Source organism: Mesorhizobium sp. P2_E10 (assembly GCF_056404235.1).
Window position 1 is genome coordinate 48396 of sequence record NZ_JBFUEK010000011.1, and the last position, 20575, is coordinate 68970.

A 20575-nucleotide genomic window follows, 5' to 3' on the forward strand; every position below is an offset into this window, starting at 1 on the left:
ATGGTGCGGTTTTCGCCGCACCCGTTAACCTCTTGAGGCAGCCATGGCAACCTTGCGCCCGAGGTCAAACTGTCGATGAAGGTGTGGGCCGGGAAACCCTGGGGCCTCCCGGCGATGCATCAGTCTATTCCGCCGCCACGCCCATGCGCATGCGTTCCATCTCGATCAGCGCACGGCGGTACTCGACCGGCATGATTTTCCGGAATTTCGGCCGGAAAGTCGTCCAGTCGTCGAGGATCTCGCGACCCCTGACCGAGCCCGTGTAATGCACATGGTTCGAGATCAGCTGGTAGAGTCGCTCCTCGTCATGGCTGGTCATGTCGCCGGAGACGTCGACGCGGCCCTTGTGGTCGAGGTCGCCGCCGTGATGGAGCAGCTTTTCCATCAGATCGTCTTCTTCCGGCACCGGCTCCAGTTCGACCATCGCCATGTTGCAGCGCTCGGCGAAATCGCCTGCCTCGTCCAGCACATAGGCGACGCCACCCGACATGCCGGCGGCGAAGTTGCGGCCGGTCTGGCCGATGACGACGACGATGCCGCCGGTCATGTACTCGCAGCCATGGTCACCGACGCCTTCGACGACGGCCGCAACGCCCGAATTGCGCACCGCGAAACGCTCGCCAGCGACACCCGCGAAATAGGCCTCGCCCTCGGTTGCGCCATAGAGCACCGTATTGCCGACGATGATGGAGTCCGCCGCGACGATCTTGGCCTCTTCCGGCGGCCGGATGACGATGCGCCCACCAGACAGGCCCTTGCCGACATAGTCGTTGGCCGCACCGACAAGCTCGAACGAAATGCCGCGCGCCAGGAAGGCGCCGAACGACTGGCCGGCGGTACCGGTCAGCTTCACCGAGATCGTGTCTTCGCGCAGGCCCTTGTGCTTGAAGCGCTTGGCCACCTCGCCTGACAGCATGGCGCCCGTCGAACGGTCGACATTGCGGATGTCGACCTCGATCTTGACCGGCAGCTTGCTCTCGAGCGCCGGCTTGGCCAGTTCGATCAGCTTGCGGTCGAGCACGTCGTCGATCGGATGCTTCTGCCGTTCGGTCCAGTGCACGGAAGCATGCGGCGCATCGGGCTTGAAGAACATCTTCGAGAAATCGAGGCCCCGCGCCTTCCAGTGCACGATCAGGTCGCGCTTTTCCAGAAGGTCGGTGTCGCCGATGATCTGGTCGATATGGGTGTAGCCCATCTCGGCCAACAGCCCGCGCACCTCTTCCGCCACATAGAAGAAGAAGTTGATCACGTGTTCCGGCGTGCCCTTGAAGCGCTTGCGCAAGACCGGGTCCTGCGTCGCGACGCCGACCGGGCAGGTGTTGAGGTGGCACTTGCGCATCATGATGCAGCCGGCCGCGATCAGCGGTGCGGTCGAGAAGCCGAACTCGTCGGCGCCAAGCAGCGCGCCGATGATGACATCGCGACCGGTACGCAACCCTCCATCGACCTGCAGCGCCACGCGCGCTCGCAGACCGTTCAGCACCAGCGTCTGGTGGGTCTCGGCGAGACCCATTTCCCACGGGCTGCCGGCATGCTTGAGCGAGGTCAGCGGCGACGCGCCGGTGCCGCCATCATAGCCGGAGATGGTGATGTGGTCGGCGCGCGCCTTGGCGACGCCGGCCGCAACCGTGCCGACGCCAACTTCCGAGACCAGCTTGACCGACACGTCGGCCGCCGGATTGACGTTCTTCAGATCGTAGATCAGCTGCGCCAGATCCTCGATCGAATAGATGTCGTGATGCGGCGGCGGCGAGATCAGGCCGACGCCCGGCGTCGAATGCCGGACCTTGGCGATCGTCGCATCGACCTTGTGACCTGGCAGCTGACCACCCTCGCCGGGCTTGGCGCCCTGCGCGACCTTGATCTGCATCATGTCCGAGTTGACCAGATACTCCGCCGTCACGCCGAACCGCCCGGAGGCGACCTGCTTGATCGCCGAGCGTTCGGGATTCTTGCCGCCGCCAGGCAGCGGCAGATAGCGATCGGCCTCTTCGCCGCCCTCGCCGGTGTTCGACTTGCCGCCGATCTGGTTCATGGCGCGCGCCAGCGTGGTGTGCGCCTCGCGTGAGATCGAGCCGAAGGACATCGCCCCGGTCGAGAACCGCTTGACGATGTCGGCCGCCGGCATGACCTCATCGAGCGCGACCTTCTTGCGGCCGCTCTCTTCCGCCAGCTTGATCCTGAACAGGCCGCGAATGGTCTGGGCCCGCGCCGTCTCGCTGTCGATCTGGGCGGAATAGTCCTTGAAGGTTTCCCACGAGCCCTGACGCACGGCGTGCTGCAGGGTGGCGACTGCGTCGGGCGACCAGATGTGCGCTTCGCCGCGCATGCGGAACACGTATTCGCCACCCACTTCGAGGCTGTTGCGCAGCACGGGGTCATTACCGAAACCGTCGGTGTGGCGGCTAAGTGTCTCGGCCGCGATCTCGTCCAGTCCGACGCCTTCGATCAGTGTCGCGGTGCCGGTGAAATATTTTTCCACGAAATCGGTCTTCAACCCGATGGCGTCGAAAATCTGCGCGCCGCAATAGGACTGGTAGGTAGAGATGCCCATCTTGGACATCACCTTGAGGATGCCCTTGCCGATCGACTTGATGTAGCGCGAGACCACTTCGTAGGCGTCGACTTCCTTCGGCAGTTCGCCACGCTTGTGCATGTCGGTGAGCGTGTCGAAGGCAAGGTAAGGATTGATCGCCTCGGCGCCATAGCCGGCAAGGCAGCAGAAATGATGCACTTCGCGCGGCTCGCCGGATTCCACGACCAGCCCGACCGAAGTGCGCAAGCCCTTGCGGATCAGATGGTGGTGAACCGCCGCTGTCGCCAGCAGTGCCGGGATGGCGATGCGGTCTGGCCCGACCTGGCGGTCGGACAGGATGATGATGTTGTAGCCGCCGGCGACCGCAGCTTCCGAGCGCTCGCACAGCCGGTCGATGGCGCCCTGCATGCCGCCAGCGCCTTCGTTCGAGCCATAGGTGATATCGATCGTCTTGGTGTCGAAGCGGTCCTCGGTGTGACCGATGGAGCGGATCTTTTCGAGATCGCCATTGGTCAGGATAGGCTGGCGCACCTCAAGCCGCTTGCGGCGCGAATTGCCGACCAGGTCGAAGATGTTGGGCCGCGGCCCGATGAAGGACACCAGGCTCATCACCAGCTCCTCGCGGATCGGATCGATCGGGGGGTTGGTGACCTGGGCAAAGTTCTGCTTGAAATAGGTGTAGAGCAGCTTCGACTTGTCCGACATCGCCGAGATCGGCGTGTCGGTCCCCATCGAACCTACGGCTTCCTGGCCGGTGGTCGCCATCGGCGACATCAATAGCTTGGTGTCTTCCTGGCTGTAGCCGAACGCCTGCTGGCGGTCGAGCAGGCTGACGTCCCTGCGCAGTTCGCGCGGCTCGACCGGCTTCAAATCTTCGAGGATGAGCTGCGTGTTGGTCAGCCAGGTCTTGTAGGGATGCTTGGTGGCGATCTCCGACTTGAGCTCCTCGTCGGAGACGATACGACCCTTCTCGAGGTCGATCAGCAGCATACGGCCGGGCTGCAGCCGCCACTTCTTGACGATCCTCTCTTCCGGCACCGGCAGCACGCCGGCTTCCGAAGCCATGATGACGCGGTCATCGTCGGTGACGATGTAGCGCGCCGGACGCAGTCCGTTGCGGTCGAGCGTGGCGCCGATCTGACGGCCGTCGGTAAAGACGACCGCCGCCGGTCCGTCCCACGGCTCCATCAGCGCTGCATGATATTCGTAGAAAGCCTTGCGGTCGGCATCCATGAGCTTGTTGCCGGCCCAGGCTTCGGGGATCAGCATCATCATGGCGTGACTGAGGCTGTAGCCGCCCTGGAACAGGAACTCGAGCGCGTTGTCGAAACAGGCGGTGTCGGACTGGCCCTCATACGAGATCGGCCACAGCTTCGAGATGTTGTTGCCGAACAGTTCGGAATCAACGGACGCCTGGCGCGCCGCCATCCAGTTGTTGTTGCCGCGCACGGTGTTGATCTCGCCATTGTGGGCGACCATCCGGTAGGGATGCGCCAGCTTCCACGACGGGAAGGTGTTGGTCGAGAAGCGCTGGTGGACGAGGATCAGCGCCGTCTCGAAGCGCGGGTCCTTGAGATCCTTGTAATAAGCGCCGACCTGGTAGGCCAGGAACATGCCCTTGTAGACGATGGTGCGCGCCGACAGCGACACGCAGTAGGAACCGATGTCCTTGTTGTCGTTCTCGGCGTAGATGCGGCCCGATATGACCTTGCGCAGCAGATAGAGCCGAGCCTCGTATTCCTCGTCGTCGGTGATGTCGGCCGTGCGGCCGATGAAGATCTGACGATGGAACGGCTCGGACGCGACGATATCAGGCGCCTTCGACAGAGACGAATTGTCGACGGGCACGTCACGAAAACCGATGAGCGGAAGCCCCTCGGACTGCGCCGATTCGGCGATGATGTCCTCGATGTGGGCGCGCAGTGCTGCATCCTGCGGCATGAACCAGTGCCCGACGCCGTATTGACCGGCCGGCGGCAGTTCGATGCCCTGGGCTGCCATCTCTTCGCGGAAGAAACGGTCCGGAAGCTGCACCAGCACGCCGGCGCCATCGCCGACCAGCGGATCGGCGCCGACGGCGCCGCGATGCGTCAGGTTTTCGAGCACGGCGAGGCCGTCCTTGACGATCTGGTGCGACTTCACGCCCTTCATGTTGACGATGAAGCCGACGCCGCAGGCATCATGCTCGTTGCGCGGATCATAAAGGCCCTGCGCGGCAAAGCCGTTGGCGGTTCGGCCAATAGTGGTCAGGCCAGTGGTGATAGACGCATTTTTGACGGCTGCCGCTTTCGTCTGCGCGGCCTGGCCGTTCGTCGCAGAGAGCGTCATGTCCGTCATCGTCCTGTCCTCCGTTCCCAGCCGTTCGGGCGCTGGTTTGCCTCGGGAAGCGCTTGGCTCCCCCTTGATCCTTGCGGCACGTCTTGCGAAATCTTGGGCTGAACCATGCGGCTTTCCACATGGTTCGTATCTGGTATTCGTACAGGCCAGAGCCAGTCTGTCTACCTGTCGCTCGCGGCAACGGCCGGAGAGGCCCAACGATACGCCAATCCAGCCTGTTTTGTGCGACAAAATAAGACAGCACTACTGTCCTAAATTTTTATGACAGAAATCCTGAGAGCGCACAAGACCGATTCACAAAAATCTTGGACATTCCGCGACAGAAAATTACGTGAAGCATGGTGAAAACGTAACCTTCAATCGCCGTCTCTATCCGGACGGCTCCGTTGGCTTTACCGATTTTCCAGCGCCTGGCTCTTGCGAGCGGCATGCGAAAGCAGCCAAGGTCGGCTCGATTTTCCCAGCACAGGCAGATACATGATTTTCGCTTCCGACAATTGGGCAGGCGCCCATCCCAGCATCGCCGCCGGCCTGTCGGCCCATGCCGGCGGATTTTCCACCGCCTATGGCGACAGCACCCTCGACCAGGCCGTGTACCAGCGCTTCAACGAAATCTTCGAGCGCGAGGTCGCGGTGTTTTTCGTCGCCACCGGCACCGCCGCCAATTCGCTGTCGCTGACCGTGTACAACAAGCCTGGCGGCCTTTCCTTCTGCCACCGCGAATCGCATATCGTCGAAGACGAATGCGGCGCACCGGAATACTTTTCCGGTGGTTCGCGGCTTAGTGCCGTCGACGGCGCGCTGGGCAAGATCGATCCCCACAATCTGGAAAAGACCGTTGGCCGCTTCGCCTCGGAAATCGTCCATTGGGGACGGCCGATGGCGGTGTCTATCACTCAGTCGACCGAGGTCGGCACCCTCTATTCCCTTGATGAAATCGCGCGGATTTCGGCGATTGCCAAACACCACAAGCTGCCGCTGCATATGGATGGCGCCCGCTTTGCCAATGCGCTGGTCGGGCTCGACACCACGCCGGCCGAAATGACCTGGAAACGCGGCGTCGACATCCTCTCTTTCGGCGGCACCAAGAATGGCTGCTGGTGCGCCGAGGCGATCGTGCTGTTCGATCTCGACCGCGCCAAGGAATTGGCCTTCCTGCGCAAGCGCGCCGCACAATTGTTCTCGAAGTCGCGTTTCATCGCCACGCAGTTCGACGCCTATTTCCGCGGCGGTCTGTGGCTCGACACGGCCCGCCACGCCAATGCGATGGCGGCGCGCCTTGCCGCTGCACTCGAGGATTCGCCCTCGGCGCGGCTGGCCTGGTTGCCGCAGGCCAACGAGGTCTTCGCGGTCATGAAAAAGGCTGAGGCCGAGAGAGTTCAGGCGGCGGGTGCCGCTTTCTACGATTGGCACATGCCCCACGGTTTCGACGGCCATATCGGCGAGGACGAAGCGCTATATCGCTTTGTCACCAGCTTCGCCACGACCAGCGAGGACGTCGCGCAGTTCGAGGCGCTGATAGGCGCATAATCGCCGGGGGATCTAGGCGAGGACAGGCCTGAGCAGAAGCTCAAGGCCAAGCAGGATCAGAAATATCAAAAACCAGCGACGGAACGTCTCCGGGCTGATCTTTTGCCTGAGGATCTGCCCCAGCCACATGCCGAGCAAGGCCGGCGCGACGGCCAGCGACGACGTGACGATATGCTCGACCTGGAACGCGCCATGCGAGGCAAGGCCAACCGCAAGCGCGATGGTCGACACGGTGAAGGACAGGCCGAGCGCCTGGATCAGATCGTCGCGGCTCAATCCCAGCGCCTGGATGTAGGGAACGGCGGGAACCACGAACACGCCTGTGCCGCCCGTGACAATGCCGGTGATGAAACCGACCGCCGGCGACATAAAGCGCTCGGCGGATGCCGGAACCGTCAGCTGCCGCGCCAGCAATGTGTAGGCGGCATAGACAATCAGCGCTGCACCTAGGCCTGCGGTCGTCCATTTGACGTTGTCGCTGGCCAGCAGCCTCGAGCCGGCCATGGTGCCGATGACGATGCCGGTCATCATCAGCCACAGCCGGCGCAGGATCGACGCGAAGCTCGGGCCGGCGAACAGCTGCCAGACATTGGTGACGAAGGACGGCACGATCAACAGCGAGGCCGCCGCGACCGGCGGCATAATCGTGCCGAGCAGCCCCATCGCCAGCGTCGGCAGGCCCATGCCGGTGACGCCCTTGACGAGGCCGGCAAGCAGGAAGGTGATGGCAATGGTGGCCGTCAGCGCCAAGGAGAAATCAGGCGAAAAATCAGTCATCGCCCTTCATGGGAAGACGACGCGCACTGCAAAAGAGCCAGAACTCGTGGTTCTGGGTGACAGAGATTTCGGCGCAACAAAAAAGCGGCGCCTTTCGGCGCCGCTTTCGTCTCGGGAGGAGACGCTTTTTATTCCAGGTTGCGTTAGGCGGCGGTCTTGGCCTCGATCTGCTTGGCCTTCGCCGAAGACGCCGTGATCGCGATCTTGCGCGGCTTCAGCTCTTCGGGAATGTTGCGCTTGAGGTCGACGAAGAGCAGGCCGTTCTTCAGCGAAGCGCCGACGACTTCGACGTGGTCGGCAAGCTGGAAACGGCGCTCGAAGGCCCGCGAGGCAATGCCTCGATAGAGCAGTTCGGAGCCTTCGCCGGTGCCCTCTTCCTTGCGCTCACCCTTGACGGTCAGCACGTTGCGATGGGCTTCGATCGAGATTTCCTCGTCCGAGAAGCCGGCAACCGCCATCGAGATGCGATAGGAATCCTCGCCGGTGCGCTCGATATTGTAGGGCGGATAGGTCTGTGCGCTTTCGGGCTGCGCTAGCGAATCGAGCATGGTGAAGAGGCGGTCGAAACCGACGGTCGAGCGATAGAGCGGGGAAAAATCAACGTGACGCATGAGGTGTTCTCCTGTTGAGCAACATGGTTTGCGTATGGCCGGTGCGAAACCCTTGAGCGGCGTTTCGGCTGGACCAGCGGCCCCGACATTGGCGACCGCATCCAACATTTGGGGAGCGGTCGAAAGCATTTCAAGATTTCGCCTGCTGATGGGTTTTGCCCCTCGATGAACGGCAGATGAACCGCGGCTTCGGCACGCGTTCAGCTACCCGGCGCTAGAGTGTGTTCAAGACTAGGAACAAGCGGCGCCCGACAAGGCGCCGCAACGGGGCCGAACCGGGTGTAACGTCCCTTCCTCCCGGATCGACAGAGGCCGGAAGCATGCCGCAGGCGGCTTCCGGCCTTGCTCGTTGCCGGGCCCGGCTCTCCCCATCTCCCGGAAATCCTTTGCTTTTGCCGCATGGCCGTCTATCACCATGCGACGCCTCGCTTGGCCAGGCGAGACACCAAAAGACAAAGCGCCGAATGACGGACCTCTTCCACCAGACTCCAGACAATCCGTCACCGGAAAACGCGGCCGGCGGCTTTTTCACCACCCGCGACCGCAAGAGGATCCGCTACGGCCTCTTTCCGGCCGTTGCCCGCCCGTTGAAAGGCACCGTGGTCCTGCTCACCGGCCGCAACGAGTGCATCGAGAAATATTTCGAGACCATCCGCAACCTCGCCGACCGGGGCTTCGGCATTGCCACCCTCGACTGGCGCGGCCAGGGCGATTCCGACCGGCTGATCCGCGACCGCCAGCGCGGCTATGTCCGCAGCTTCTATGACTACACCGGCGATCTGGAGCAGTTCTTCGAGGAGATCGTGCTGCCCGATTGCCGTGGGCCGTACTACATCCTGGCCCATTCGACCGGGGCGGTGATCGCGCTGCTCGCCGCGCCCTCGATGGTGAACCGCGTGCGGCGCATGGTGATGATCGCGCCCTTCTTCACCGTGCCAGACCTGCCGGTATCGATAAAAACGGTGCGCCGCGTCTGCTCCGTTTTGTGTCTTCTCGGCCTCGGCCGGCTTTACGCGGCATGGGGTCCGCGGCCAAGGGAAACAGCACCGTTCGCCACCAACAAGGTGACATCGGACCCGGAGCGGTATCGACGCAACACTGGGATCTACGAGACCTATCCTCAACTCGCGCTTGGCGGCCCGACGATCCGTTGGCTGAAAGCCGCCGCCGAGGCGACCGAAATCGTCAGCGACCCGGATTTCATGGCCAGGATCCAGGTGCCCCTGCTGATGATCGCCGCCGGCGGCGATCAGGTCGTCTCGACCAAGGCGGTGGAAGCCTACGCCAGACATTTGCGTCTCGGCTCCCTGCTGATGATCGACGGCGCCCGCCATGAAATCCTGCAGGAACGGGATATCTACCGCGAGCCGCTGCTCGCCGCGTTCGATGCGTTCATCCCCGGAACCGACGACAACGCGTGACCGCAAGAAGCGCCCCGGCGTTCATGTCTGGCCGGCGAAGTCCATGATCCAGTTGGTTTCCCACGTCTTGCCGCCATCCGGTGAAAAGGCCTGCTCCCAGCGGGGCGAGTCTCCCGTGATCCGCGACCAGAGAAAGCGAACCTGGATCGGACGGCCTTCGAAGACGTCCTCGCACAGAAACGTGCCGACGCCGTCGGCAAAGGTGCCGCGCATCGGCACATCGATGGTCAACGGGTTGCGGCCGTCGATCCACCAGATCGACCATTGCCTCGTCTCCGGATCGAAGGTCCGGAGCGTGGCGGCGCGATAGCTGCCACCGAGCAAGTCGATGACGTTGTCGTCGAAATTGCCGAGGCCGCCGAGGATCGGCCGCGTGTCGCACGTCCCGCCAAATGCATCCCAGTTGGTGTCGCCGGCAAGCCGCTTGCGCAACCGTCGATGACTGACAGCCCAGCGACCGAAGAAAAAATCGAAATCGGCCCGGCCGTCGGCCGGAGCATTGTCGGAGCGGCTGGCTGTTGACGGCGTCGGCATGTGTAGTCCTCCCTCTGGCGATACCTCCATAGCGGAACCCTCCTGACACCTTCCTGTCAGGAGGGTTGGCTAATCGCCTGAGGATTTAGCCACTGTGGCGGCGCGCTATCCGCGCAGCGCCGCCATCGCAGCAGTGTGAAGCTCCGGTGTCGCCGCAGCCAGGATGTCGCCACCCTTTTCCGCCGGTCCGCCCTCCAAAGTGGTGACGACGCCGCCTGCCTTCTCGATGATCGGGATCAGCGCCACGATGTCATAGGGCTTCAAGCCGGGATCGGCGACGATATCGACGCTGCCGGACGCGATCATCGAAAAGGCATAGCAATCGGCGCCGTAGCGGACGAGTTGGACCTGCTTTTCGAATGCGTCAAAGCGCTTGCGCGCCTCGCCCTTGAACAGCGCCGGCGTGGTTGTGAACAGCGTCGCTTGGGAAATATCCGTCGTCTTGCGTGTCGCCAGCTTTCGCGGTCCTCCGGGACCCTCATAGTAGGAACCGGAAGCGTTGGCGTAGAAAAGCTCACCGGTGAAGGGCTGCGACATCATGCCGGCGACGGCATCGCCGTCGACCGTCAGTCCGACCAAAGTTCCCCACACCGGCAGGCCGGAGATGAAAGCGCGCGTGCCGTCGATCGGATCGATCACCCAGACATGCCTGCTGGAGATGTTCTCGCTGCCATGCTCTTCGCCAAGAATGCCATGGTCGGGATACTCCGCTGATATCAGCGCCCGGATGACGCGCTCGGCTTCACGGTCAGCCTCGGTGACCGGGTCGAAGCTCCCCGCCTCCTTGTTGGCGACCGCGCCTTGCCGGCGAAAGCGCGGCAACGTCTCGGCGGCGGCGGCATGAGCAATGCGCCGCATGAAGTCGATGCTGATGTCCAACTGATTCTCCCGCTTTGCGGCACGCCCGAGCGGGCTCTGCCGGCACTTTCCTGACAAAACAAGCCCATTTATCGATTTATCCGTCGCGACAACTGTTGCCAGAATGTCACATCATCGTCATCGAAACGCAATTTCCACATCACTCTGAATTAAAAAAGCCTGAAGGTCGCTTGACATTTGTGCAGCGCACAATACCCTCGACCTCGGACAGGTTTTCCTGTCCATGCCCTCCTTGGGCGTTTCCTCCCTAGACTTCGACCGTGTCGTGCAAACGATGCGGTCTTTTTTTGCGCCCCGGCATGGCTGGCGGACCGCAGCGGGCTCGCAGCGCTATTCGGCGGCAAGCGGCAGGTCGATAAAGTGGTGATCGGGCATCGCCATCAGGTCAGCCGAGAACCGCGCCAGATCGTCGGCAAGCGCATCGAAGCCGGCGGTTTTCTGGAACGTCCGCTCGTTCATGTAAAGACCGCGATTGACCTCGATCTGCAGCGCGTGGAGATGGCGCGCCGGCCGGCCATAATGCTCGGTGATGAAACCTCCGGCATAGGGTTTGTTGTGGGCAACGGTATAGCCCATGCCGACGAGCAGGCCGATCGCCATCTCGGTCAGCGCCGGCGAGGCGGAAATGCCGAACCGGTCGCCGACGATGAAATCCGGTCGCACCCCGTTGTCGCCAACCCTTATGCTGGCAGGCATCGAGTGGCAGTCGATCAGCACGGCATAGCCGAACCGCGCATGGGTTCTGGTCAACAGCCGCTTCAGCGTCTCGTGATAGGGTTTGTAGACGGTTTCGATGCGCGCCACCGCCTCCGCCAGCGGCAAGCGGCCGGAATAGATGTCGAGCCCCTCCCCCACCAGCTTGGGCACGGTGCCAAGCCCGCCGGCCACCCGCGCCGAGCGGATGTTGCAGAAGGACGGCACCGGTTCGGCGAACATGCGCGGATCGAGTTCCCACGGCTCGCGGTTGACGTCGAGATAGGCGCGCGGAAAATTCGCCGCCAGCATCGGCGCGCCAAGCGCGACGGCGCCGCCGAACAATTCATCGACATAGCAATCCTCGGATCGGCGGATGGCGTTTCGATCCAGCCGTGCCATGGCCAGGAAGCGGTCGGGGTAATAGCGGCCGCTATGCGGCGAATTGAAGAGGAAGGGAACGCGCTGCTCGGCGCCCGATCGGATTTCGAAGGGTGGAACGACCGAAAAATCCTCGGCTGCCGTCTTCAATTTGATCGAACCCGGAAACACCAGTGCATCATGATGGGAAAGTGCCATCTCGCTCGCCCTATGTCCAGCATTTCGGCGGCCAAAACACTTTGTAGAATGCGGATTTGGCTTCTCCTCGTTCACTTGATCTTTACCGTCACCTCCTCATATACAGGATGGTTAACAGGCTTGCCCAACGGCAATGTCTGGCGGGTGATTCGGACGGGATAAGATGGCACGCATTCTTCTGGCGGAAGACGATGACGATATGCGCCGGTTCCTCGTCAAGGCACTGGAGCGCGCCGGCTACCAGGTCAGCGATTTCGACAATGGCGCCAGCGCCTATGAGCGGCTGCGCGAGGAGCCTTTCTCCTTGCTGCTGACCGACATCGTCATGCCCGAGATGGACGGCATCGAACTGGCCCGCCGCGCCACCGAGATCGACCCCGACCTCAAGGTCATGTTCATCACCGGCTTCGCCGCCGTTGCGCTGAATCCGGATTCCAAGGCGCCGAAAGACGCCAAGGTGCTGTCGAAGCCGTTCCATCTGCGCGACCTCGTCAACGAGGTCGAAAAGATGCTGCACGCAGCCTGAAGCGTTTTTCGCGGCCTTTGCCGGCGCGACAAAGCGAGCCTCTCTTTCCCTTTTCCTGCTATTGACGCGCTGGATCAAAAATGGTGTATGCGCGGCTTCGGATGGGCGTGTAGCTCAGCGGGAGAGCACTGCATTGACATTGCAGGGGTCACAGGTTCAATCCCTGTCACGCCCACCATCCAAAACCAGCTTTTGTCTCTACCGCATGTGGCCGTAGGTTGATCGACCTCGGAGACGTCGATCGCGGCCTCGACTTTTCGGGCTCCGGTCCAGTGCCAACTCTGGTTGGCAACGCTGGCCGGCGCCCGTGAACCCGCCATTTGGATGCAGACCGTCCCAGCCAAGGCCGGGACGGTCCGCAGCGATCAGATCACTGCGGTGTAGGGTTGGGCGTGTGACTCTGCGGCGGGCTATTCTTGCCTTCCTTGCAGGTCGCATCGCCAAGGCCGCAGCATTTGCCGTTGTAGGTGACTTTCGGCTTCAGGTTGTCGCATTCCGGTGGGGTGGTCGTCTTGCAGCCTGCCAGCACCGAAACAGCGATGGCGGCAAGAAAGACGTTTCTTGAAACCATAAACATGGGACGTTCTCCTTGAGGGATTGCGTTTCTTCGCAGCGCTATGTCGCGTCCCGAAACGGATTGGTTCAAAGGAACCCCAAATTTGTCGGCGGAGTCTTTCCCCGGGGCGTAGGCAGGCGGGCACAGCAATGCCACCGCCGCTGAAACTTCACAGCCGTAACGCACGGACTTATGGGGCTGCGGCGATCAGATACCTGCCACGGTGCAGAAGCTTCTCATCCGGGCGACCGCAAGCTCCGGATCGGCCAGCAACCCAGCCTGATCGGCAAGCCGGAACACGTCGGCATAGTGGCATATGCCGCGCGCCGACTGCATGCCGCCGACCATTGAAAAATGCTGCTGATGGCCATTCAGCCACGCCATGAAGACGATGCCGGCCTTGTAGTATTCGGTCGGCGCCTCGAAGATTTTCCGCGACAGCGGCACGGTCGGCGCCATCAGCGCGTCGTAGCCGGCGTGGTCGCCGGCAGCCAGTTTCGCCAAGGCCGCATTGGCGACCGGCGCAATGGCGTCGAAAATGCCGAGCAGCGCGTGCGAGTGTCTTTCGCCGTCGCCGGCAATCAGTTCGGGGTAGTTGAAGTCGTCGCCAGTGAACATGATGACGCCGTCAGGCAGCCGATTGCGCAGCGCGATCTCCTTGCCGGCATCGAGCAGCGAGATTTTTATCCCCTCCACCTTGTCGGCATGGCGTTCGATGATGGCGACGACCGTATCGAGCGCGGCATCGAAATCATGGCTGCCCCAGTAACCTTTCAGTGCCGGGTCGAACATGTCGCCCAGCCAGTGCAGGATGACCTTGCCGGAGGCCTGGCTCAAGATTCGATCGTACACACGCACATAGTCGTCCGGGCTCCTGGCAACGGCCGCGAGCGCGCGGCTGGCCATCATGATCGCCTTGCCGCCCAGGCCTTCGATGAAACCGAACTGTTCTTCATAGGCCACGATGACATCGTCGAGCGTCCTCACAGCGCCCGGCGCCAGGTGGTCGGTGCCGGCGCCCGAGGCGAGATCGGCGCCCTCGACGGTTCGCGCCTCGGCGATCGAGCGGCGGATCAACTCTTGTGCATTCGACCAGTCGAAACCCATGCCGCGCTGCGAGGTGTCCATCGCCTCGGCGATGCGGAAGCCGAGCCGCCACAGATGATGGCGAAACGCCATCGTGCGCTCCCAGTCGACCGCCGGCTTGGACCACGGATCTGCCATGGCGAACGGATCGGCAACAACATGAGCGGCGGCATAGGCGATGCGCGAGAACCGCGCGCCGACCGCCGGCTGCACCGGCTGGCCGACAAGGCGATAGCGGCTGCTGCGGCCGTCCTCTCCAGGCAAGGAAATGTCCATCGATCTCTCCCTTGGTTGCGCCCTATAAATGGAACGTTCCAATAAATCAAGAGCCTTTGTGGCTCGTGGTTCGATGCGCCGCAAATGCTGCAACGCAACACGAAAACCCTTGATCGCGGCCATGTTCAGGCGTTCTCTGATCAAATTTTCAGATTTTGAAAATTCCCGATTGACTCAAATCCATGACCGGTATTAGAACGTTCCAATAAATTCGATCAAAAGTCGGGAGGATGCATCTGGATGGCCAGCCGGGCCAAGTCGACGATACTCGACATCGCTCGCGAGGCGGGCGTGTCCAAGTCGACGGTGTCGCTCGTGTTGCAGGGCAGCGGGCTGATCCGGCCTGAAACGGCCAGCAAGGTCCGCAAGGCGATCGAGGATGTCGGCTATGTCTACAATCGCGGCGCCGCCAATCTGCGCAAGTCTCATTCCAACGTTATCGGCATGGTCATCAACGATCTCACCAACCCCTTTTTCGCCGAACTGGCGGTCGGCATGGAGCGCGTCTTCCAGTCGGCCGGCATCGTGCCGTTCATCGCCAACACGGCTGAAAATCCCGTGCGCCAGGAAGAAGTTCTGAAGTCGCTGATGGAGCAAGGTGTCGCCGGTCTGATCGTGTCGCCGGCCCGTGGCACGACGCCGGGAGCGTTCCGGCGCATCGAGGCGGCGGGCCTTCCGGTGGTCTTCGCTATGCGCCGCTTGCCTGAAAGCCGGATCCCAGTGATCGCGCCGGACAATCATCGCGGTGCCTATCTCGCCACCGCCCATCTGATCGGCAAGGGGCATCGCCGGCTGGCCTTCTTCGGCGGCTCGTCCGACCTGGTTGTCTATCACGAGCGGCGGGGCGGATTTCGCGAGGCCTGCGCGACGCTTGGCATCGCCGCTGCAGACACGCTGGTCGTCGAAGGCGAGACCAACCGCAGGGGCGGCATTGCTTGCCTCGAGACGGCCTTCGCAATGGCCGAGCCGCCGACTGCTGCGCTGTGCTTCAACGACGCCGTTGCCTTCGGCGCCATGCTGGCGCTGCGCAAGCGCGGGCTGGAGCCCGGCGCGGATTTTGCCGTCGTTGGCTTTGACGACGTGGCCGAGGCCGAGCATTACATGCCGGCGCTGACCAGCGTCGCCGTGGACTCCGCGGGCCTCGGCGAGCGCGCCGCCCATGTCATGCTGAAGATGATCCAGTCGCGCACCACGCGCGCCGAGGACCATATCGGCGCCGTCAACCTCGTGGTCAGGGACAGCTGCGGCCCCGATCGCAATGCAGGACATCATCGTGCGGGATTGGGAGACGCGGCATGAGCGTCAGATGGGGACTGATCGGCGCCAGCACGATCGCGAAGCAATTCATGATCGGCGCCATCCGCGCGCAGGCCGACGGCGAAATCACCGCGGTGATGAGCTCCAGCCCGGAGCGCGCCAATTCCTATGCCAGCGAAAACAGCATTCCGCTCGGCGTCTCGACGCTGGATGCCTTGCTCAGATCCGATGTGGACGCCGTTTACATCTCGACCACCAATGAATTGCATCTCGAGCAGGCGCTGGCCGCCATCAAGGCGGGAAAACATGTGCTGTGCGAAAAGCCGCTGGCGCTGACCAGCGCCGATGCGCGCAAGATGCTCGCCGCCGCCAAAACCGCCGGCATCGTGCTCGGCACCAACCACCACCTGCGCAATGCCGGCTCGCACCGTGCGATGCGCGAAGCGATTGCAGCCGGCCGCATCGGCAAGCCGATCGCCGCGCGCGTGTTCCATTCCGTCTACCTGCCGGAAAACCTGCAGGGTTGGCGCATCACCCGGCCGGAGGCCGGCGGCGGCGTGGTGCTCGACATCACCGTGCACGATGCCGACACGCTGCGCTTCGTGCTCGGCGACGACCCCTCGGAGATTTCGGCCTTCACGCAGACCGCGGGCATGGCCGGCGGCGGGCTCGAAGACGGCGCCATGTGCATCTGGCGTTTCAAGTCGGGCGTCATTGCCCAGTCTCACGAAGGCTTCACCACCAAGTTCGCCGGCACCGGTTTTGAGGTGCATGGCTCTGAAGGCTCGTTGATCGCCAGCAATGTGATGACGCAGAAGCCGATCGGCTCGGTGCTGCTGCGCACCGCAAAGGGCGAGGAAGAATTGAGCTTCGACCGCGAAGATCTTTATGCCCGTTCGCTGCGCCAGTTCCATGCCGCGATCCGTGGCGAAGGCCAGCCATCCGCCACCGGTGAAGACGGCGTCTGGTCACTGACATCGGCCGAAGCGGCATTGCAGTCGGCCAAATCCGGCAAGGCGGTCGCGATCGATCCGAAACTCGGGAGTGCCGCTTGAGCAAGCTCGTCTCAGCAGCGCAGGCAGCCAGCCTGATCAAGGACGGCATGGTCGTTTCCGTGTCGTCGTCGAGCGGCCTTGGCTGCCCAGACGCCGTGCTTGCCGCCATTGGCGAGCGCTTCGACGCGGAAGGCCATCCGAAGAACATCACCACGCTGCACCCGATCGCCGCCGGCGACATGTACGGCATCAAAGGCATCGACCATCTGGCCAAGCCCGGCCTGTTGAAGCGTACTTTGTGCGGCTCCTATCCGTCCGGCCCCTCCTCGTCCGAGCCGCCGCAGATCTGGAAGATGATCGGCGACAATTCGGTCGCCGCCTACAATGTGCCGTCCGGCATCTTGTTCGACATGCACCGCGAGGCCGCAGCCAAGCGGCCCGGCGTGCTGACCAAGGTTGGCCTCGATACTTTTGCCGACCCACGCCACCAGGGCTGCGCCATGAATGCAGCCGCCAGCGAGCCGATCGTTTCGGTGCAGCAGTTCGACGGCGAGGAATGGCTCTATTTCCGTTCGATCGTGCCGCATGTCTCGATCATCCGCGCCACCACCGCCGACGAGCGCGGCAACCTCACCTACGAGCACGAGGGCGCCTATCTCGGTGGCCTTGAGCAGGCGCTGGCCGCCCGCAACAATGGCGGCGTCGTCATCGCGCAGGTCAAGCGCGTCGTCGAGAACGGCACGCTGAAGCCGCATGACGTGCGCGTGCCCGGCGTGCTGGTCGACCATATCGTCGTCGCGCCCGACCAGTTGCAGACGACGCTGACGCCCTACGACCCGGCCATATCAGGGGAAATCTTCCGGCCGCTGTCGAGCTTCCGCAACGCGGAAATGAACGTCCAGAAGATGATTGCGCGCCGCGTCGCCCTGGAGTTGCGCGACGGCATGGCCGTCAACATCGGCTTCGGCATCTCCGCCAACGTGCCGCGCATCCTTCTCGAGGAAGGTCAGCACGGCAAGGTCACCTGGGTGATCGAGCAGGGCGCCGTCGGCGGCGTGCCGCTGCTCGACTTCAAGTTCGGCTGCTCGTCCAATGCCGATGCCTTCATGCCGTCGCCGCACCAGTTCATCTACTTCCAGGCCGGCGGCTTCGACGCCTCGCTTTTGTCCTTCCTGCAGATCGACCGCCATGGCTCGGTCAACGTCTCGAAGCTCTCGGCACGGCCGCATGTCACCGCCGGCGCCGGCGGCTTTGTCGACATCACCGCTCGGGCGAAAAAGATCGTTTTCTCGGGTTTCTTCAACGCCGGCGCCAAACTCTCGCTGGCCGATGGCGGCATCCGCATCGACGCGGAAGGCAAGGTCAAGAAGGTGGTCAACGAGGTCGAGCACATTTCGTTCTCGGGCAAACGCGCGGTCGCGCAGGGACAGGACATCACCTACGTCACCGAACGCTGCGTGATGAAGCTGACGCCCGACGGTCTGATGGTGACCGAGCTCGCGCCCGGCATCGACCTGCAGCGCGACGTACTTGCGCAGGCAGAGATTCCGCTCGGTGTCGCCAAGGACCTGAAAGTGACTCCGGCCGCCCTCTATCGGGACCAGCCTATCGGCCTGTCGCTGAATGGCGGCGCCTCGCTTGGAGGCGCACATGGCTGAGCGTCTCGTCACCTTTGAAATCGACGGCGCCATCGGCATCGTCACGCTGCGGCGGCCGGAAAAATTCAATGCGCTGGACATCCCGATGCTGCGGGCGCTGGAAGCGGCGCTCGACGAGGCGGAGGCCGCCGATGGCGTCCGCGTCGTGCTGCTCTGCGGCGAAGGCAAGGGCTTTTGCGCCGGCGGCGATGTCGAGGCCTGGGCGCAGATGAGCGCCGCCGATTTCCAGATGCAGTGGGTGCGCTACGGCCACCGCGTCTTCGACCGGCTGGCGCGGCTCAGGCAGCCGACCATCGCCGTGCTGTCCGGCCACGCTCTGGGCGGCGGGCTGGAACTGGCCGTCGCCTGCGATTTTCGTGTCGCCGAGGCGCAGGTGAAATTGGGTTTCCCTGAGACATCGATCGGCGTCGTCCCCGGCTGGTCCGGCACGCAGCGCGCCGTGCGCCGCTTCGGCGCCCAGACCGTGCGCCGCATGGCGCTCGGCGGCGAGGTTTTTCTGGCGGCTGAAGCGCTGGCGCTGGGCATCGTCGACCGGGTGGTTGAAACCGGCAAAGGCCATGCGGAAGCCAAGGCCTGGGCCGAAAAAATCGCCGAGCGCGGCCCCCTGGCGACGGAAGCCGCCAAGCTGATGATCGCTGTGGCCGAAGGCGAAGAAAACGCTGCCGCAGTCGAGGCATTGGCCAGTGGCTTCATCGCCCTGACCGGCGATCTCAAGGCCGGCGTCGACGCTTTCAAGACCAAGCAGAAGCCCGCATTTTCAAGATCCTAGAGAAGAACAAAACGTGATGAACGCACCCCTCAAGATCGCCATGCCCGCCGAGGCATCCGCAGCGCCAAGAACCTACCGGCTGCTGATCGACGGCAAGCATGTCGATGCCCGCGACGGCCGCACGCTGGAACGCAAGAGCCCCGGCCATGGCTTCACCGTTTCGCATTATGCGCAAGCTGGCGAGGCGGAAGTCGAGCAGGCTGTGCTCGCCGCGCACAAAGCCTTCGAGACCGGCCCGTGGCCGCGCATGAAGGCGGGCGAGCGCGCCGCGATCCTGCTCAGGGCAGCCGACCTGATCGAGGCGCGGCTGGAGGAGATCGCCCGGCTGGATGCGTTGGAATCCGGCAAGCCGATCGCCCAGGCGCGCGGCGAGATCGGTGGCGCCGTCGACATCTGGCGCTATGCGGCAGCACTTGCCCGCACACTACATGGCGAGACCTACGCCAATCTCGGCGACGCCATGCTGGGCGTCGTGCTGCGCGAGCCGATCGGCGTCGTTTCGATCATCACGCCATGGAATTTCCCCTTCCTCATCGTCAGCCAGAAACTGCCTTTCGCGTTGGCCGCAGGCTGCACGGCAGTGGTCAAGCCGAGCGAGATGACCTCAGCCTCGACCTTCGTGCTCGGCGATATCCTGATGCAGGCCGGCGTGCCCGCCGGCGTCGTCAACATCCTTGCCGGTCTCGGCGCCGATGTCGGCGCGCCGATGGTCAGTCACCCCCTGGTCGAAATGGTGTCGTTCACCGGCTCCACCCGCGTCGGCAAGATGACCATGGCTTCCGCCGCGCAGTCGCTGAAGAAAGTCTCGATGGAACTCGGCGGCAAGAACGGCCAGATCGTCTTCCCGGATGCCGATCTCGAGGCCGCTGCCGATGCGGCGGTGTTCGGCGGCTTCTTCAACGCCGGCGAATGCTGCAATGCCGGCAGCCGGCTGATCGTGCACGAGGCGATCGCCGACGACTTCCTCGCAGCCGTTAAGGCACTCACCGCCAAGGTGATTGTTGGCGACCCGCTGGACGACCGAACCAAGGTTGGTGCGATGATCTCGTCGGACCATCTGACCAAGGTCGCCGGTTACGTTGCGGCAGCAGCAAGCAACGGCAGCAGCGTCTACAGCGGCGGCAAGCAGCTGGCCTCGAATGCCGGCCAGTATCTCGATCCGACCATCATCCGTTGCGTCACCGAGGACATGGCCATCGCGCGCGAAGAGGTGTTCGGGCCGGTGCTCTCCGTGCTGACTTTTGGATCGATTGAAAAGGCGTTGCACATCGCCAACAACACGCCCTATGGTTTGTCGGCGGGTGTGTGGAGCGCCAGCATCGACACTTGTATGTCGGTGGCGCGTGGAGTGCGTTCGGGGACCGTCTGGGTGAATACGTTCATGGAAGGTTATCCCGAGTTGCCTTTCGGAGGCTACAAGCAATCCGGTCTCGGACGCGAACTCGGCAAACGCGCTGTCGAGGACTTTACCGAAGAAAAGACTATCCAGTTTCATCGCGGCCAGCGCACCGGTTGGTGGGTCGGCTGAGTTTGGAAGAAACCGGTGGGCTTCCAC

16 protein-coding genes and 1 tRNA gene are annotated in these 20575 nt (G+C 63.1%); 9 read left to right on the forward strand and 8 right to left on the reverse strand.

Annotated elements, in window-relative coordinates; all coding sequences use genetic code 11:
- Positions 1-124: 124 nt before the first annotated feature.
- Positions 125-4873, reverse strand: a complete 4749-nt coding sequence (gltB, locus tag AC1D0N_RS24310) for a glutamate synthase large subunit (protein WP_477248452.1) — start codon at positions 4871-4873, stop codon at positions 125-127.
- A gap of 477 nt (positions 4874-5350) precedes the next feature.
- On the opposite strand from gltB, the gene AC1D0N_RS24315 reads away from it, so the two are divergent.
- Positions 5351-6403: a threonine aldolase family protein gene (locus AC1D0N_RS24315; protein ID WP_477248454.1), complete on the forward strand. Its 1053-nt coding sequence runs from the start codon at positions 5351-5353 to the stop codon at positions 6401-6403.
- Between the two features lie 12 nt (positions 6404-6415).
- Here the strand turns inward: AC1D0N_RS24315 and AC1D0N_RS24320 are convergent, their stop codons facing one another.
- The gene (locus AC1D0N_RS24320; RefSeq protein WP_477248456.1) at positions 6416-7180 is read right to left on the reverse strand and encodes a sulfite exporter TauE/SafE family protein; all 765 of its coding nucleotides are present in this window, start codon (positions 7178-7180) and stop codon (positions 6416-6418) included.
- A 143-nt stretch (positions 7181-7323) separates the two neighbouring features.
- Positions 7324-7791: an Hsp20 family protein gene (locus AC1D0N_RS24325; protein ID WP_477248458.1), complete on the reverse strand. Its 468-nt coding sequence runs from the start codon at positions 7789-7791 to the stop codon at positions 7324-7326.
- Between the two features lie 464 nt (positions 7792-8255).
- On the opposite strand from AC1D0N_RS24325, the gene AC1D0N_RS24330 reads away from it, so the two are divergent.
- Positions 8256-9212 (forward strand): alpha/beta fold hydrolase, encoded by a 957-nt coding sequence (locus AC1D0N_RS24330; protein ID WP_477248460.1) that lies wholly within the window; start codon positions 8256-8258, stop codon positions 9210-9212.
- A gap of 21 nt (positions 9213-9233) precedes the next feature.
- Here the strand turns inward: AC1D0N_RS24330 and AC1D0N_RS24335 are convergent, their stop codons facing one another.
- From AC1D0N_RS24335 to AC1D0N_RS24345, 3 genes are all read right to left on the reverse strand, one after another.
- Positions 9234-9746 carry a DUF1579 domain-containing protein gene (locus AC1D0N_RS24335; protein ID WP_477248462.1) on the reverse strand — a complete coding sequence of 171 codons (513 nt, stop codon included), beginning with the start codon at positions 9744-9746 and terminating at the stop codon, positions 9234-9236.
- A 105-nt stretch (positions 9747-9851) separates the two neighbouring features.
- Positions 9852-10625, reverse strand: a complete 774-nt coding sequence (hisN, locus tag AC1D0N_RS24340; protein ID WP_477248464.1) for a histidinol-phosphatase — start codon at positions 10623-10625, stop codon at positions 9852-9854.
- Positions 10626-10955: 330 nt separating this feature from the next.
- Positions 10956-11897 carry an N-formylglutamate amidohydrolase gene (locus AC1D0N_RS24345; RefSeq protein ID WP_477248466.1) on the reverse strand — a complete coding sequence of 314 codons (942 nt, stop codon included), beginning with the start codon at positions 11895-11897 and terminating at the stop codon, positions 10956-10958.
- Positions 11898-12060: 163 nt separating this feature from the next.
- Between AC1D0N_RS24345 and cpdR the strand changes: the two genes are divergently transcribed.
- Positions 12061-12423 carry a cell cycle two-component system response regulator CpdR gene (cpdR, locus tag AC1D0N_RS24350; protein WP_010911372.1) on the forward strand — a complete coding sequence of 121 codons (363 nt, stop codon included), beginning with the start codon at positions 12061-12063 and terminating at the stop codon, positions 12421-12423.
- Positions 12424-12526: 103 nt separating this feature from the next.
- A tRNA-Val gene (locus tag AC1D0N_RS24355) sits at positions 12527-12601 on the forward strand.
- 192 nt (positions 12602-12793) lie between these two features.
- Here the strand turns inward: AC1D0N_RS24355 and AC1D0N_RS24360 are convergent.
- The gene (locus tag AC1D0N_RS24360) at positions 12794-13000 is read right to left on the reverse strand and encodes a hypothetical protein (RefSeq protein ID WP_477248469.1); all 207 of its coding nucleotides are present in this window, start codon (positions 12998-13000) and stop codon (positions 12794-12796) included.
- A 186-nt stretch (positions 13001-13186) separates the two neighbouring features.
- The gene (locus AC1D0N_RS24365; protein WP_477248471.1) at positions 13187-14341 is read right to left on the reverse strand and encodes a dihydrodipicolinate synthase family protein; all 1155 of its coding nucleotides are present in this window, start codon (positions 14339-14341) and stop codon (positions 13187-13189) included.
- Between the two features lie 240 nt (positions 14342-14581).
- Here AC1D0N_RS24365 and AC1D0N_RS24370 point away from each other — a divergent pair, with 240 nt between their 5' ends.
- Genes AC1D0N_RS24370 through AC1D0N_RS24390 form a run of 5 tightly spaced genes read left to right on the forward strand, consistent with a single transcriptional unit; the run spans position 14582 to position 20548 of the window.
- Entirely contained in the window at positions 14582-15640 is a 1059-nt protein-coding gene (locus AC1D0N_RS24370) for a LacI family DNA-binding transcriptional regulator (RefSeq protein ID WP_477248473.1), read from the forward strand.
- Positions 15637-16653 (forward strand): Gfo/Idh/MocA family protein, encoded by a 1017-nt coding sequence (locus tag AC1D0N_RS24375; RefSeq protein WP_477248474.1) that lies wholly within the window; start codon positions 15637-15639, stop codon positions 16651-16653. The genes AC1D0N_RS24370 and AC1D0N_RS24375 overlap by 4 nt, the downstream gene beginning before the upstream one ends.
- A complete protein-coding gene (locus AC1D0N_RS24380; protein WP_477248476.1) occupies positions 16650-18251 on the forward strand; it encodes an acyl CoA:acetate/3-ketoacid CoA transferase in 1602 nt (533 codons plus the stop codon). Before AC1D0N_RS24375 ends, AC1D0N_RS24380 begins: the two co-directional genes overlap by 4 nt.
- A complete protein-coding gene (locus AC1D0N_RS24385) occupies positions 18244-19020 on the forward strand; it encodes an enoyl-CoA hydratase/isomerase family protein (RefSeq protein ID WP_477248478.1) in 777 nt (258 codons plus the stop codon). The genes AC1D0N_RS24380 and AC1D0N_RS24385 overlap by 8 nt, the downstream gene beginning before the upstream one ends.
- A 16-nt stretch (positions 19021-19036) precedes the next feature.
- A complete protein-coding gene (locus AC1D0N_RS24390; RefSeq protein ID WP_477248480.1) occupies positions 19037-20548 on the forward strand; it encodes an aldehyde dehydrogenase family protein in 1512 nt (503 codons plus the stop codon).
- Positions 20549-20575: the final 27 nt, after the last annotated feature.

Excerpts from the sequence above, each read along its gene's own strand:
- AC1D0N_RS24325 (WP_477248458.1), bottom strand. The coding sequence starts at position 7,791 with ATGCGTCACGTTGATTTTTCCCCGCTCTATCGCTCGACCGTCGGTTTC.
- AC1D0N_RS24345 (WP_477248466.1), bottom strand. The coding sequence starts at position 11,897 with ATGGCACTTTCCCATCATGATGCACTGGTGTTTCCGGGTTCGATCAAA.
- gltB (WP_477248452.1), bottom strand. The coding sequence starts at position 4,873 with ATGACGGACATGACGCTCTCTGCGACGAACGGCCAGGCCGCGCAGACG.
- AC1D0N_RS24330 (WP_477248460.1), top strand. The coding sequence starts at position 8,256 with ATGACGGACCTCTTCCACCAGACTCCAGACAATCCGTCACCGGAAAAC.
- AC1D0N_RS24335 (WP_477248462.1), bottom strand. The coding sequence starts at position 9,746 with ATGCCGACGCCGTCAACAGCCAGCCGCTCCGACAATGCTCCGGCCGAC.
- AC1D0N_RS24360 (WP_477248469.1), bottom strand. The coding sequence starts at position 13,000 with ATGTTTATGGTTTCAAGAAACGTCTTTCTTGCCGCCATCGCTGTTTCG.
- AC1D0N_RS24385 (WP_477248478.1), top strand. The coding sequence starts at position 18,244 with ATGGCTGAGCGTCTCGTCACCTTTGAAATCGACGGCGCCATCGGCATC.
- AC1D0N_RS24390 (WP_477248480.1), top strand. The coding sequence starts at position 19,037 with ATGAACGCACCCCTCAAGATCGCCATGCCCGCCGAGGCATCCGCAGCG.
- AC1D0N_RS24370 (WP_477248473.1), top strand. The coding sequence starts at position 14,582 with ATGGCCAGCCGGGCCAAGTCGACGATACTCGACATCGCTCGCGAGGCG.
- AC1D0N_RS24320 (WP_477248456.1), bottom strand. The coding sequence starts at position 7,180 with ATGACTGATTTTTCGCCTGATTTCTCCTTGGCGCTGACGGCCACCATT.
- AC1D0N_RS24365 (WP_477248471.1), bottom strand. The coding sequence starts at position 14,341 with ATGGACATTTCCTTGCCTGGAGAGGACGGCCGCAGCAGCCGCTATCGC.
- AC1D0N_RS24375 (WP_477248474.1), top strand. The coding sequence starts at position 15,637 with ATGAGCGTCAGATGGGGACTGATCGGCGCCAGCACGATCGCGAAGCAA.
- AC1D0N_RS24315 (WP_477248454.1), top strand. The coding sequence starts at position 5,351 with ATGATTTTCGCTTCCGACAATTGGGCAGGCGCCCATCCCAGCATCGCC.
- cpdR (WP_010911372.1), top strand. The coding sequence starts at position 12,061 with ATGGCACGCATTCTTCTGGCGGAAGACGATGACGATATGCGCCGGTTC.